We start from the raw sequence: 14235 nt of genomic DNA, 5'->3' as shown, positions 1-14235 counted from the left end.
TGGTCACCACGTCTCGCGGGGCGTCCGCACGGCGTGTCGCATTGAACGCCCATTCGCGCAGCGCGGTCCGGACGGCCACCGAGGCGAACTGGGTCGGCTGGGTACGCAGCAGTGCGATGGTGACCGCAGCGAGGGTCTTGGCGGTGTTCTTACGGCTCGTGGGCGCGTCCCGGCAGCGCGGGCGAGATCCACAGCACCTTGCCGGTGGGGTCGGTGACGACCTGGACGTTCAACCCGTGACGGCGGTGCCTGGCCGAGTAGTCGCCGCGGCCGTCGCCGGTCCGGTCGCACTCGGTGAGGGTTCCGTCCAGCAGCACGAAGTCCGGGTCGGTCTCGCGGGGGACCTTCAGCAGGCCCGGGAGCACGCTCGCCGAGTAGACCGACGACGGCCGTGACGTACGCGTGAGCGGTACCGACGGATATCCCGAAGCCGGCCGCGATGCGTGCGAGGGTGTCGTGAGGCGCAAGTACACCAGGGCGACCAGCGCACGCTGGTGCGGCGGAAGGTTGCACCGCCGGTCACCTTCATGGGTGACTATGAGCATCGTGACCCACTCGACCAAGGTGTGAGGCAGATCGAGTGCGGCAGGATAAGGAACCAACGAGGCTCCTGTGCAGGTGGATTGAGACTTCGAACACCTCCCCCAACAACACGGGAGCCTCGTACGTTGCGGCCCCTCGCCCCCAACAACACCGTCACCCGTTCAGTGGCCACGCTGCAAAGGCTCCTTGAGTAGCAGTCAACTCCCGTCGGCCTGCCGAGAGGCTGTCGACGACCGTCATCACGTGCTTGTGCCAGCTAGTGCCGCATCAGGCAACGTTTGCCCTGTCGACGACGGTTCGTAGGCGTCGGTCATCGGCGTGGTGGTTCCGCCAGATGATGTAGCGGCGGATCATGCTGCCTGCTCTTTGTGGGTGGCGTGGTCGGTGCTGTCGAGGGTGAAGTAGCGCAGTGCGGTGAACTGGGCCTCGATGCGGTTGAGCCAGGAGGAGTTCATCGGTGTGTAGGCGATCTCGACATTGTTTGCCGCCGCCCAGGTGCCCACCCGTTGGCACTTCTTCGTGGTCAGGTGCGGGGAGAAGTTGTCGCATACGATCGCGATCCGATCCAGTGCCCCTGCGGATGATCCGCAGTAGCCGCTGGCCCTCGGCATCGCCGATCTCTCGGACCTGTACGCATATCGCCATCAGCACAGAGTGGCCGCCCCCTGCCACCCGGTACAGCACCCGGACGGCGCGTCACATCACAACGGGCCAAACGTTCGCTGTTACGACACGCGGCCGCTCTGTCGGAACCGTGCACCACGCCGCTGCGTCTATCGCGGGCATAGGCGAGAGAACCGCGGGACGGACCACGAGTATGAACCCGAAGACTGAGGGCGGCGCCGGATGCCTACTCGCCGGCCTCGGTGCGACAGCCGCGCCGCTTGTCTGGGCACCGCGCGCCGCGGTCAGTATCGACGGAGGATTTGAGGGCCATGCCCGCGATCTGAGCGTGCTCTTCATCGATCTGCCGCTCATCGTGCTCGGCGGCGCTCTGGTTCCGCTCTTCGCCTGGGTGTTGGCCACCAGATGGATGCACCGCCCCCGGGTCGCGGCACTCGTAGCCTTGGCCACGCTCGCGCTCACGTTGTGGGGGCTCACCGAGTGGTGGACCCCCCGCCGGCAGCCAGACCCCGGTTACGGACCTGGTATCTGACCACGGCGTCCGCACATCGCAGCGCGACCAGCAGCCCCAGGATCACAACACCCCCGCGCCGTCGTCTACAGGGCAAACGTTGCCTGATGCGGCACTAGTCACCCTGCTGCGCGGTGTCACATGAGGCCAGCGCCTGCTAGCTTCCTCGCCACGTAGACAGTGTTGGCTGCCGTTTCTCCTTGCAGCGGGTTGTCGAATCGGTGGAGACCTCCTTCGAGGTTCGTTGCACTCTCCAGGTAGACGGTCAGGCGCCCAGCGGCGCTCGACACGGCGGCATTGATGGTGCGGACGTTGGTGCATCCGGCCCCCCGGCGAGAGCCCGGTGCGACGGCCGGACGGGTGTCCTCCATCTCCTCTTGCTCGCCTCTATCCCTTCTTGGCCACCCCGTCGGACTCCGTGCCCTGCGGCGCCAGACACGCGAACCAGTTGTAGGCGGTGCCCTCGGCCGAGCGGATAGCGGGCTTGCCGGTGCTCGTCGCCCTGTTCTCCGGTTCCCTGAGCAACTCGGTCTTCGTGCCGTCCTTCCACACACAGGTCACCTGCTCGGCCGTCTTGGCGACATGGCCAATCACCAGGCGGCGGGGGCCGTCGGTGCCGGGGAGCGGGCCCACGGCGAACTCGAAGTCGTTGCCGGGCAGCGGCTTCCCCCGAGGTCCGCTGCCCCATTCCTGCTCGGAATTGGACCCGTATTTCTTGTGGATGAAGTACGAGGTGTTGCCGACCAGGTTGTGGGCCACGGCGGTGCTCGGGACCTGCTCCCCGTTCTCGTCCATGGCCTTCAGCTGGGCCGCCGCCTCCCCTTCGTCGGCCGGTGCCGTCCACACGTCGATGGAGACCTCCCACTCCTGCCCCTGTTCGGTGCCCGAGCCGAACACGGTCCGGTGGGGTGCCAACACGCCGGGGTCCGTGGTCCCCGACCCTCGCAGGGCCGGGCGTGCCACCCGGTTGCTGTCCCCGCCCGGCAGCGCCGTCACCGCCAGAGCACCCGCCGAGCCGGCGACGACCAGGGCTGCGGCCGCCGTGATCGCCCAGCGGCGTGACCTGCGGCGGCGGCCGCCACGGATCAGTGCCTGAGTGGGAGCTATACCGATCTCGACCTCGTCCGCGGCATCGGCCAGCCGGACGGCGATGTCGTGCTGTGTCATGTCGTGGTTCGTCTCCTGGTCCGCGCTCATCACTGCCGTCCTCCGTGCGTCACCGTGTCCGCCAGTCCGGGTATGGCGCGGAGTTTCGCGATCCCCTTGGCCGCATTGCTCTTCACCGCGCCTACCGAACAGCCCATCGCCTCGGCCGTCTGTGTCTCGGTCAGGTCCTCCCAGTAGCGCAGCACCACCGCCTCCCGCTGCCGTGGCGGCAGCTCGGCCAGCGCCTTCAGCAGGGCGTGCCGGTCGTCGGCCCGGGCGATCAGATCGTCGGGGTCGGCGACCTCGTGCGTGAGGCCCGAGTCGTCGTCCCTCGGCGCGAGAAACTCACGGAGCTTCCTGCGGTACTTGCGAGCATGCGCGTTGATCATCACGCGCCGTACGTACGCCTCTAGTTGGTCGGCCGCGGCGACCCTACGCCAGGCCACATAGATCCGCTCCAGTGTCGACTGGACCAGGTCCTCCGCGGCGTGCTGTTCCCCCGTGAGGAGAAATGCCGTGCGCATCAGCCGCGGCCAGCGGCCGACGACGAAAGCCTGGAACTCCGTGTCCCTGGCCTGCTTCCGATCCCCCATGGGCACCTCCTAGATGTTCAAAGGAGGCCATGAGCGGCCCGGATCGTTGCCTCAGTTGGCGGATATTTTCCGCGGCAGCCACACCGGCATCCGTACCGCCCCCACCCCCGTTCCGGTACACGCCGGCGCGCATCCCTCCGTCAGTGAGCGTTTTCAGAGTGGCCACCGGTCGGGTGACGGGGTGGCCTTCCACAACGCGCGAGGCTCCTGTGCGGTTGAGAGAGATGTTCGACGTCTCAACTCATAAGCCCAGGAGCCTCGTTGGTTCCCTGTCCTGCCGCACTCGACCTCCCGCACGCCCTGGTCGAGTGGGTAACCATGCTCATCGTCACCCGTGAGGGTGACCGCCGCTGCAAGCTCCCGCCGCACCAGCGTGCTCTCGTCGGCCTGATCTACCTTCGCCGGCACGACACGCTCGCGCAGATCGCCGCCGGTTTCGGCATATCCGTCGGTACTGCCCACGCCTACGTCACCGCCGTCGTCGGCCATCTGTCCCGCCGGGCGCCCGGACTGCTGCGGGTCCTGCGGGAGACGGATCCCGATCACGTCCTGCTCGACGGAACTCTCGCCGAGTGCGACCGGGTCGGTGACAGCCGGGCCGACTTCTCCCAAAAGCACCGCCGCCACGGCGTGAACGTGCAGGTCGTTGCCGACCCTGCGGGCAAGCTGCTGTGGATCTCGCCCGCGCTGCCCGGCCGCACCCATGACCTGACCGCGGCCCGCACCCACCGCATCATGCGGATCTGCGAACGCCAGGGCGTGCCCGTCCTCGCCGACCGCGCCTACATCGGAGCCGGCTCCTGGGTGACCACGCCGATGAGACGCCTTCCCCAACAGGACCTCAACCCGACCCAGCGGACGATCAATCGGGCCCTGTCAGCGGCACGAGCACCGGTCGAACGAAGCGTCGCGAGACTGAAGTCCTGGCGCATCTTCCGCAGAGCCCGCTGCAGCCCCAACCGCATGACGGTCATCGCCGCTGCCGTCCTCACCCTGGAGCGTCAACGCTGAAAACGCTCACTGACGCGCTGCACGAGGTGACAGCATGGCTGCTGACAACGCGGCGAGTTTCCCCGCGGGCCTGATCGTTTCAGTGCTATCGGCTGTCGTTGTCTCGGTACTCGGTGCCGCGAACCTCTGGTTCCAGGAGTGGCATTCGCGACGCAATGAGGAGGCCAGACGCCGACGACTCCTGGACGAAGCCCGGGCATATCTCGGTTTTCTAACCGAGTGGCTTGACGCCCATGCCGTGATCGCACCGGACACAAGCACCGACTCTATGCAAGCACAGGCGGCAAGAGTCTTAGATCAGCAACTGCGCAACGTTCACGCGTCGTACACCGAGGCCCGGGTTCCGCAGCGCACTCCGCTCTGGACCCAGTTCAGGAGGCTCCTGCTGCTGTACCCGCTGCGCTCCATCGCAGGCTCATTGGTGCGACTGCTGTTCTACCTCGTGGTCATCATCATGTTCAGCGTGACTCCGGGTCTCCTCCTCGACGAACGAAATGCCTGGGGGGACAGGATTGGTGCGTCAGCAGTGCTGATCTTGACAGCCGGTGGCCTCCTCTATGCACTGTGGCGTCTGGCTAATCGCCTATCACCGGGCGCAAGAGTGCTAAGCCACGGTGATGGGGGTGCGACTTCGTCACCACCAGAGCCGATCGGCCCGTGCCAGGTCCTGCGTTGCCCCACGGGGAATGGCGGAGACTGGGTCGTCGACCAGCCAGCTCCCGTAGCCGCTCCGTTGCAGGTCAGCCCAGGAGCCGCTCGTAGCAGACCCGCTTCCCAAGCTCAGGGCCCGGAGCCTCTATCGCGGACCCGCCGTCGTACGCGTCTCTAGCGCTCGGCCGCCCAGCGCGCGTGGAGTGACGCCCCGCCGGCAAGGCTCTCGTCGAGGAAATTAGACAGCTCTTGAATAGCATCCAAGACGCGCTGAAGGTTGGGGCGGCGCTCGCCGTTGGCGATGGCGAGATGGAACCAGATGAGGGGATCGGCCCACACTCTGCGATCCGGTTGCGAAAGGAGATCGCAAAATTCTCTGTAGCTCCTGAGTCGTCCCTCGGGTTCGAGGATGACGTCGGTGCCAATGCTGGACTGTGTCGCGTAGTAGACGTCGCACGCGGCGAAAGCTACGTGGACTTTGAGGATCAGGGCAGCCAGTCTTGTGTCGTCCGTCCCCGGCAAGCGCAGGAACGGGATGTCGTGCCGGGTGCGTGTCATCTGGGCGAAGAGGCAGGCAGTTATCCAGATACTGGAAACCAGCGCGATGCCGGTTCCAGCGAACCAGGCTTCACTTTCGTCATCGATCTCCCGCGGTTCGTTGAGGACCTGCGCAGGTTGATAGGAGCCATGCCGGTCGATAGACGCGGCGTAGAGGGAGAGTCGGTGGTGCGCTTCAGCTGTGTGCCATCTGAGGGGGTTGAGGTACGACATGTTGTGGAAGTCGCGCTGAGTCCGATGGCTATCTCTCCGTTGCTGCCGACTGGTCAGCCACACGAGACCCGCTGAGACCGCGCCAGAGGTTAACGCCGAGACCAACGTTACCGAGAGGGTGTCCACGCGGCTGTCTCCTTCGCAATGGGCATACAGCGGCCGAAGCGCGTTTGCATCGAAAGGGTCCACTGGTACGGACACCTTCTCAAGACCGCAACCCGGTAGCTGAAGCCAGCAGGCCCAGGCACGACTGGCACAACCTGCGCCGCACCACAAGCGCACCAGATCGAGCGGGGACAAGCGGGGAACCATAGTGAAAGCGGTCGGCCCAGCCATGCTCCGTCTCGGCCGTTCGCCCAGCTCAGCGCCGGGATTGGTCCGACATGACCGCAGCTTCCCAAGCTGAGAGTCCGACGGCTCAGTACGGCCGCGGAATCCCGTGCTCTTCCAGTGCAGCCGTGTAGCGCGTAAGCAGAGCATCGATGCCGGCCAGGAGGAGGCCGGCATCCTCCCGAGCGTCAGCCAGCTCGCCGCGCTCGCACGCCTCCATCACCTCAGCCAGGTCGCTGCGGAGGATGTGAAGGGAGTCGCCCTGGATCAGTACTCCGGGGAACCGCCGACCGGGCAGACGGACAACAGCATCGTTACCCCCGTCGGTGAATAGCTCTGCCTCAACACGCTCCATCACGCCATCCAACCTGACATCACCATCTGACATCAACGACAGCGAACACAGGCGTACTTGAGCGAGCACGAGCGGCTCGTCAGCGGGAGGAGCGGGGCCCCACGGTAGCCATGGGATCGAACTCCTAAAGCGGTGCTCAGCTCCCCCTATTCAGGGCGCTACTGATCTCCAGAAGGCGCCCCTCAGGCAGAGCGAAGGCGTTGCTGGGGTTTCGGTAAGAGTGCCCACCGTCGTTGATCCAGACGCCGTCTGCCGGCCTCCAATGAGCGGGGGCCCATTGCCCCTGGTTCTCAAGGAGCATCCTTGCCACTTTGGCGGGCTCTTCGATCAAGGTGAGAGCGGCGAGCGCGGTGGTGAGGGCAGCGGATGCGTCGTCGGGAAGCCGTGCGTCGCCGAGTGTGGGGAAGAGCAGCAGGAGTCAGGTCAGCCAGCTGCCCCCTCGACGCACGGTGCATAAGTGGCCAGCAGCACCAGAACGCCGTTCCCTGCCCATTCGGCCGACTGGGCAGGGGTGCCCGGCGTCCGGCCCGGGAAGCGTCACGTCCTGCACGCGCATGGCTACGGCTTCCTCCGGCCGCAGAGCGCAGTAGTACAGCGTGGCGAAGAACGCGTGCGGCCGCTTTTCCCCGCGTGGCCGGCGCCGGATCCGGTCGAGGAGCGCCGCGGCCTGATCCGCGTTCATCAAGCCCCGGCTGCGCACCGTTCCGCCGGGCGCGCTTCCCGCTCCGTTCCGGGCGCCGCTCCTGCCTCGGGCCCGCTCCGCCCGCGCTGCGCCGACGCTCGCTCACTGGTGGACAGGGCCGGTGGCCCTGCGGCGCTCAGGACAATGCCTCCGGCGGGGGCGGCCGGCACCGGGATGCAGGGGGCGCCGTTCCCGACTGCGGGCCCGAATTGGCGCGCGCGGGGAGCCCGGGCGAGTGGTGGGCTGAAGGCGTAGCACCCGCGCTTACCTCCGAGGTCATTGAGGGGTGCGACGCTCCTGGCTACGTTTGGGTTCTCCTACCGGAACGAACGAAGGGGCCGGACGTGCCCGCATATGGGTTCGCGCACTTACGTGACCGTCGCCACCACCCGGACATCCTCGAGTACCTCAGAAGGATCCAGGGCACCCTCGACCCATTCCATGGCCGCTTTCTGATCCACGGCCCGCCGACGGCGGTGGTGGAGGGTAGCTGGCCGGGCAGCATGGTGCTGATCGAGTTCCCTGGCATGGCCGAGGCCCGCGCTTGGTACGAGTCCCCCGAGTATCAGGAGATCCTGCGGCTGCGGGCCGACCACATCGACGGAGACCTCGTGTTGGTCGAGGGCGTCGGCCCCGGGTACGACCCGCGTGAACGTGCGGAGAAACTCCAGGCGGAGACGCCTGCACAGGGCACCTGATTCGCTGCACAGGCTCTGTCAACCGCGCCCGTCTGTGCTGACACCGGCTGTGGCGTCTGGGAACGTCTGGGAAGGTCTGGGAACGTGTGGGACCGAGCTTGCCGCCTACCCGGCGTCCGTAGCTGAGCCAGGCGGGATCGCCCGACATTCGCGCCGCCGCCCCGCTTGAATGGCTGACATCAACGGCCCGCACTCCAGCAACCTTGGGCGGTCACTCAGCGCCAGGGCGTGACGCCGACGGGATGGTCGAGGTGGAACGCGGAGCCCGGAGCCGTCGGAGTCCAGCGGGTGGCGCGCTCATCCTTGGCGTCGGATGTACCAACCCGCCACCAGCACGATGAGAATGGCAACCACGAACGCCCACACGGTCGTTGCGCCGTGGTACGAGCGGTAGGCAGTCAGAGCAAGCATGTTCAGGCGGATACCCCGGGCGTACGCCTTCAGCCGACACACGTCGTCCGCCCCTGTGCCGATTGCGGGTCGAAGTCGTCGGACGTCCGCACTCAGCGCCCCGGAACGGCAAGGTCAGGCCCGCCCGTCCGGTGAGCCGCTCCAGCGCCTTCCAAGCGCTCGGCCGCCTGCGCGCACATAGCATCTGCCGATGGATTCCACCGTCTTCGACAAGGTCGACCGCGACCTCGCGCATGCGCTGCAGATCGACGGGCGCGCCCAGTTCAACAGGATCGCCGAGGTTCTCGGCGTCTCCGACAGCACGGTCGCCCGCCGCTATCACCGTCTGCACTCGGCCGGTTTGCTGAGGGTGGTGGCCTCGGTGAACCTCTCCCGGCTCGGATACGTTCCATGGACCATCCGGCTGCAGTGCACCCCCGACGCGGCGGGCGGCATCGCCGCCGCGCTCGCCCGCCGCACCGACACGTTCTGGGTGCATCTGTTGTCCGGCGGCACCGAGATCTCCTGCGGCACCCAGGCGCGGACCGGCGGTGGCAGCGGCGATTCGCTGCTCCTGCACAAGCTGTCGCGCACCACGCGCGTGGTCTCGGTCAGCGCGCACGCCATGCTCCAGGGGTTCGCGAGCCCTGCCCAGTGGTCCGGTCTGACGTCGCTCTCACCGGCCCAGGCCGAGGCCCTGCGCCCGGAGCCCGTCGGCGCGGACGACGGCCCGACGGACCTCTCGGCCGAGGACCATTCCCTCCTGGAGGTCCTCTCCCGCAACGGCCGGGCGGGTTCAGGGGAGTTGGCGGACGCCACCGGCTGGTCGGAGTCGACCGTGCGGCGCCGTATGGAACACCTGACGCGCACCGGCGTCCTGCGTTACGAGGTCGACCTGCCGACGTCGGCGCTGGGATTTCGCGCCGAGGCCCGGTTGTGGATGTCCGTGCGCCCGTCCGAACTGGTGGCGACGGCACAGGCGCTGGCTGAACATCCCGAGGTCTCCTTCGCGGCCGTCACCACCGGCTCCACGAACCTCATGGCCTCCGTCATCTGCAAGGACCACCCGGACCTCTACCGCTATCTCACGGAACGGGTGGCGTCCCTGGAGGGTGTCCACCACATGGAGACGGCGACCGTGGACCGCACCGTCAAGCGTGCCGGGTCCGCCCTGCCAAGCGACGCCTTCCGCGCCGCCACGCTCCTCTGAGGGGAGCCGGGGCGATGATTTCCACCCGAGATCGCCGACGTCGTGCGGATATCCGCCGGGATCGCTGGGCCGGCTAGGTGCACCGGCTCCCCCGCCGCCACTGTGTGAGCGTTCCCGCAAACGAAAGGACATCTCATGCGCAAGTGGCTGCCGCTTGTCGCGGTGTGCCTCGGGTCGTTCATGCTCATCGTGGACACCACCGTGGTGACCGTCGCGCTGCCCGAGATCGGCACGGGTCTGGACGCCTCGCTGTCGAGCCTGCAGTGGGTCATGAACATCTACACGCTGGTGCTGGCCGCGCTCACGCTGAGCGCCGGCTCCGTGGGCGACCTGTTCGGCCGCCGGCGGGTCTACCTGCTGTCGCTGGCGGTGTTCGCCGGAGCCTCGCTCCTGTGCGCCCTCTCCCCCGGACCCGAGATGCTCATCGCGGCCCGCGGTCTGCAGGGCGTCGGCGGGGCCGCCATGTTCGTGACCAGCATGGCGCTGCTCGGCACGACGTACGAGGGCAGGGACCGCGGCGCCGCCATGGGCGTGTGGTCCGCGGTCGTCGGCGTCGCCGCCGCTGTCGGACCGATCTTCGGCGGTCTGCTCACCCAGAGCATGAGCTGGCGTGCCGTCTTCTTCGTCAACATCCCGATCAGCCTGGTGACGATGCTGCTGACGAAGGTGTGCTTCACCGAGTCCCGGCAGCCGGGCGGCGCCCGCGTCGACTTCCCCGGGATCATCACCTTCGCCCTCGCCTGCGGCGCCCTGACCTACGGTCTGATCCGGGCCGGTGAGGACAGCTGGACCTCGGTCCTCACACTGGGCCTCTTCGCCCTCGCGGTCCTGAGCGCGGTGCTCTTCGTGGTCGTCGAACAGCGCCGTCCGAGCCCCATGCTGGACATCTCGCTGATGCGCAACGCCTCGTTCCTCGCGATCATGCTGAGCACCGTCGCCTCGGCCTGGGGCTTCTCCAGCCTGGTGTTCACCTCGCTGTGGCTGCAGTCGGTCGTCGGGCTCACCCCGATCAAGGCGGGTCTGGCGCTGCTGCCGCTGGCCGCGGCGACGTTCGCCGCCTCGACGCTGACCGGCAAGCGTCTGCACGACGTCTCCCCGCGGGTGACCATCACCGCGGCGCTGATCCTGATCGGCGCCGGCTGCGCCGTCAACGGCTTCGTGATCGACGGCGACTCGTCCTGGGTGGCGGCCCTGCCGGGGCTGCTCGTCATCGGCGTGGGCGTGGGCGTCGGCATGCCGGCCACCGGCTCCGCCGTCTTCGCCTCGGTGCCGCCCCAGCGGGCGGGCATGGGCTCGGGGGCCATGGCCACCTTCCGTCAGCTGGGACAGGCGCTGGGCGTGGCCGTGCTCGGTCTGGTCTTCGCCGACGTCGTCCGGGCCGACCTGGACGGCAGGGTCGACGACCCGGCCGCCGCCGAGAACGCTCTCACCAGTGGGCGCAGCACCACCCTGGACGTTCTTCACGACGCCGGCGCACACGGTCTGACCTCGGTGTACCTGGCCTCCGCGGGTCTGGCACTGGTGGCGGCGGTCGGCACGGCCGTCTTCGTCCGCAGGCGCGCCCAGCCCGTCCCACCGCATGCTCCGGCGGGCAGGGAAGCGGCCGGGGCGCGCTGACCGCCCCTGGCTCCGAGCGCGGCTTCGAGCACGGCTCCGAGCGCGGCTTCGAGCACGGCGGGGATCCCGCTTGTCTTCAGGCCCCGTTCCGTCGTCAGCGGCCCGCCGCTGTCCGCCGTCGGGTGAGGACGCCGACCCCGGCGGCCGGAGCCTCACGCCCCCGGCGTGATGTGCGGGACGGTCGCTCCCCCGAGGTACTCGGCGAGTGCGGCCGAGCCGTCCCGCACGGTGATCCGCACCCCGCCGGGCGCCCCCGTGACACTCGCGGCCCCGTCGGCGCCGGCCCCCGTGGCCGTCGCTGCCACCTCCACAGCCACGGCCGCGGGATGCGTCTCGTCCACGAGCAGGTCCGTCAGGCTCAGGCTCAGGTCGGGCCGCGCGTCGAGCTGCCCGAGCTGTTCTAGCTGTTCTAGCTGTTCGGGCCAGGCGAGCACCGTCGGCGGCTGTTCGGGGCCGGAGAGTTCCAGGCCGCGCAGCGGCGCTCCCAGTCCCACGCCGAGCGCCTTCAGCACGGCCTCCTTGCGGGTCCAGGTGCGCAGGAAGGCAGGCCTGCGTTCCGCGGGCGGACGGCTGTACAGCGCGGCGAGTTCGGAGTCGGCGAGCGCGACGCGGGCGGCCGAGTCGACGTCCAGGCCGACGTCCGCCTCCTCGACGTCGAGGCCCACTCGTCCGTTCTCGCAGACGGCGACGCCGATCACCGCACCGCTGTGGGCGACGGAGAAGTCGAGCCCGGACCGTTCGGACGGTGGCCCGGACGGCGGCAGGTCCAGCCGGACCTTGCCGTGCGGCCCGCCGCAGCGCGGGCACACTCGCCGCAGGGGGACGTCCGCCGGCGGCAGGCCGAGCAGTCCGCCCAGGGCGAGCCTGCTCAGCGCGCAGCCCACCAGGAACCGCCCTCGGCCGGCCCGGTCGACGATCGTCCCGTACCGGCGTCGCTCCACCGGGTCGAGCAGCGCCAGGAGACCCGCGTGGGCGTCGGCCAGTCCGGCCCACCACACATGCACGGGGTGTCCTGGCACGACGTCCGGTCCCGAGGACGGAGGGGAAAGCGGGGTCAGTGCACGGCGCGCAGCATGCGCGTCACGTTGATGCGCGTCGGCGAGAGGCCGAGTTCCACGCTCTGCATCATTCGCTCGCCGTTCAGCCGGCCGTAAGCGAGCAGATCCACGTTCGCCAGGCTGAATTCGGGCCAGGTGTGAATGCTCAGATGCGAGGCGGAAAGCAGGAGAATCGCGGTGACGGCACCGTTCGGGAAAACGTGCGACGCTTCACCGAGCACCGTGGCGTTTCCCTTTTCGGCGGCCGTGCGCAGCACCTGGAGGAGGCGCTCCTCGTCGGTCAGGATGCTGTGGTCGCTCACCCATACGTCGACCGCATAAGAACACAGATCGTCGACGTTTATGCCCTCGGTGGCGAGGCTGGCGGAGTTGGTCATGGGGAACCGGGGGTGACGAACCGCTGCCCCCGTCTCCTTTCATATAGGCGCTCGGTGGTGCCCAGAGTAGCATCCAGGGCGCCGGGGGGCTCGCGCGCGCACTGTGTCAAGGGGGCCGGGGGGTCTCCGGCGCATTCGGCGGAAAACCAGCCCGAGTCATTTCGGCAAGCAATTCATCGACTTCTTCGGAGGTTCCCTGAGAACACCCCGGACGACATTCGGGAGAGAGCCGGGGCGAATGTCGCGGAATTACGTCTTCCGTGCGTGAATTCCTCGCCGTTCCGTTTCCGTTTCCCCGCCGTGGGCGCGGGATCGGTCGGCTCTCCACCAGCCCGTATACTCGATGGTCCCGGAATCCACTGATCAGCTTGCCTGGAGCAGCATTGTGACCAACGCGCGTCGGCACCCTCGGAGCATCCCCGCCGATTCCGTGCTCACGGAAGTCGCGGACGCCGTCCGGCTCCAGGAGGGCCCGCCCGGAGTGCGGTCCGTCCTGCGCGCCCTGCGCCGGCTCGCTCCGGCCTCCACGAAGGAACTCAGCCGCGCGACCGGCCTGCCCGTTCCGATCGTGGCCGCCCTGGGCAACGAGCTGCGCCGCCGGGGACTCGTCACCGAGGCGCGTCCGTCCCGGCTGACCGAGGCCGGCGCGGACCTGGTCGCCCGGCTCGGCATGGACCTCGTCCTCGACGCGACCTGCCGCACCTGCGACGGCCGCGAGCTGGTCATCCCCGACGTGCTGGACGAGGCCGTGACGCGGCTGCGCGCGCTCATGGAGTCGGGCCCCGCCGCCGACATGGCGATCGACCAGTCGCACTGCACGGCCGAGACCAAGGTGCGCCGGGTGCTCGCGCTGCTCACGGCGGGCGCGCTGCCGGGCGGCTCGCTGCTGCTGATCGGCGACGACGACCTGGTGTCCCTGGCCGTCGCCGTGGTGGGCGACGTGCTCGGCGGGCCGATCGTCGAGCGGGTGACCGTCGTGGACATCTCGCCCGAGATCCTGGACCACATCCAGAAGACGGCGGCCGGTCTGGGCACCCGCGTCGAGACCGTTCAGCACGATCTGCGCCATCCGCTGCCCGCCGAGCTGCACGGCCGGCACGACGTGGCCATGACCGATCCGCCGTACACGCCCGAGGGCGCGCGGCTCTTCCTCTCCCGCGCCGTGGAGGGCCTGCGGCCCGGTCCGGCACACAGCGTCTTCTTCTCCTTCGGCGGCAAGAGCCCGGACGAGATGCTGGAGGTGCAGCGGGAGATCATGGAACTCGGCCTGGTCACCAACGGCTACGTCCGCAACTTCAACGAGTACGAGGGCAGCGGCATCCTCGGCGGCGTCGGTTTCTTCCAGCACCTCCTCACCACCACCTCGACCGCCTCCCGGCAGGGCGAGTTCAGCGGCCCCCTCTACACCGGCGACAAGCGGACCCGGCAGCGCGAGTACACGTGCGCGGCGTGCGACGCGCGGATCCGGGTCGGCCCCGGCGCCCGCTGGGCCTCGGTCGCCGCGCTGCGCGAGGACGGATGCCCGCAGTGCGGCAAGGGCCCGTTCCGCCCGGGCCGTCTGGTCCCGGCGGAGGAACCGCCGACGCCGGCGGGACAGCCCGCGGCCCAGCCGCCCGCCGCCACTCCGCCCCCCACCGCCACGGCCGCCACGGCCGCGGTCGGCGCCTC

At 68.8% G+C, this 14235-nt stretch carries 12 protein-coding genes and 2 pseudogenes; 6 read left to right on the top strand and 8 right to left on the bottom strand.

Annotated elements, in window-relative coordinates:
* Positions 1-155 precede the first annotated feature (155 nt).
* Together BG482_RS33780 and BG482_RS33775 are read right to left on the bottom strand one after the other, a co-directional pair.
* Positions 156-602, bottom strand: a pseudogene (locus BG482_RS33780) (transposase family protein); the annotation flags it as partial.
* A 208-nt stretch (positions 603-810) separates the two neighbouring features.
* Positions 811-1106 (bottom strand): annotated as a pseudogene (locus tag BG482_RS33775) (IS630 family transposase); the annotation flags it as partial.
* A gap of 191 nt (positions 1107-1297) precedes the next feature.
* Here BG482_RS33775 and BG482_RS33770 point away from each other — a divergent pair.
* Positions 1298-1699, top strand: coding sequence for a hypothetical protein (locus tag BG482_RS33770; protein ID WP_069773019.1), 402 nt, complete (start codon positions 1298-1300; stop codon positions 1697-1699).
* Between the two features lie 366 nt (positions 1700-2065).
* On the opposite strand, the gene BG482_RS33765 is transcribed toward BG482_RS33770, so the two are convergent.
* The gene (locus tag BG482_RS33765; RefSeq protein ID WP_256096560.1) at positions 2066-2875 is read right to left on the bottom strand and encodes a hypothetical protein; all 810 of its coding nucleotides are present in this window, start codon (positions 2873-2875) and stop codon (positions 2066-2068) included.
* Entirely contained in the window at positions 2875-3417 is a 543-nt protein-coding gene (locus BG482_RS33760) for a SigE family RNA polymerase sigma factor (protein ID WP_069773017.1), read from the bottom strand. The genes BG482_RS33765 and BG482_RS33760 overlap by 1 nt, the downstream gene beginning before the upstream one ends.
* A gap of 261 nt (positions 3418-3678) precedes the next feature.
* Between BG482_RS33760 and BG482_RS33755 the strand changes: the two genes are divergently transcribed.
* Positions 3679-4428, top strand: a complete 750-nt coding sequence (locus tag BG482_RS33755) for a transposase family protein (RefSeq protein ID WP_079142467.1) — start codon at positions 3679-3681, stop codon at positions 4426-4428.
* Positions 4429-5253: 825 nt separating this feature from the next.
* Here the strand turns inward: BG482_RS33755 and BG482_RS33750 are convergent.
* Entirely contained in the window at positions 5254-5976 is a 723-nt protein-coding gene (locus BG482_RS33750) for a hypothetical protein (RefSeq protein WP_069773015.1), read from the bottom strand.
* Between the two features lie 292 nt (positions 5977-6268).
* On the bottom strand, positions 6269-6535 hold the full coding sequence (locus BG482_RS33745) for a hypothetical protein (protein WP_069773083.1): 267 nt from the start codon (positions 6533-6535) through the stop codon (positions 6269-6271).
* A 1026-nt stretch (positions 6536-7561) separates the two neighbouring features.
* On the opposite strand from BG482_RS33745, the gene BG482_RS33740 reads away from it, so the two are divergent.
* The 3 genes from BG482_RS33740 (at position 7562) to BG482_RS33730 (ending at position 11132) form a co-directional block, all read left to right on the top strand.
* A complete protein-coding gene (locus tag BG482_RS33740; RefSeq protein WP_069773014.1) occupies positions 7562-7915 on the top strand; it encodes a DUF1330 domain-containing protein in 354 nt (117 codons plus the stop codon).
* A 601-nt stretch (positions 7916-8516) separates the two neighbouring features.
* Positions 8517-9515, top strand: coding sequence for an Lrp/AsnC family transcriptional regulator (locus BG482_RS33735; protein WP_069773013.1), 999 nt, complete (start codon positions 8517-8519; stop codon positions 9513-9515).
* Between the two features lie 135 nt (positions 9516-9650).
* The gene (locus BG482_RS33730; protein ID WP_069773012.1) at positions 9651-11132 is read left to right on the top strand and encodes an MFS transporter; all 1482 of its coding nucleotides are present in this window, start codon (positions 9651-9653) and stop codon (positions 11130-11132) included.
* A 152-nt stretch (positions 11133-11284) separates the two neighbouring features.
* Here BG482_RS33730 and BG482_RS33725 read toward each other — a convergent pair whose 3' ends face one another.
* Complete coding sequence (locus BG482_RS33725; RefSeq protein WP_256096559.1) at positions 11285-12151, bottom strand: 4'-phosphopantetheinyl transferase superfamily protein; 867 nt, start codon at positions 12149-12151, stop codon at positions 11285-11287.
* 35 nt (positions 12152-12186) lie between these two features.
* Positions 12187-12567, bottom strand: a complete 381-nt coding sequence (locus BG482_RS33720; protein ID WP_069773010.1) for an S-adenosylmethionine decarboxylase family protein — start codon at positions 12565-12567, stop codon at positions 12187-12189.
* Between the two features lie 430 nt (positions 12568-12997).
* Here BG482_RS33720 and BG482_RS33715 point away from each other — a divergent pair.
* Positions 12998-14235, top strand: a 1238-nt coding sequence (locus BG482_RS33715) for a bis-aminopropyl spermidine synthase family protein (protein ID WP_256096558.1), incomplete at its 3' end; no start/stop codon positions are given.

This window comes from Streptomyces sp. LUP30 (genome assembly GCF_001746365.1).
Lineage (GTDB): Bacteria > Actinomycetota > Actinomycetes > Streptomycetales > Streptomycetaceae > Streptomyces.
This window is presented reverse-complemented; position numbering and strand designations above follow the sequence as displayed.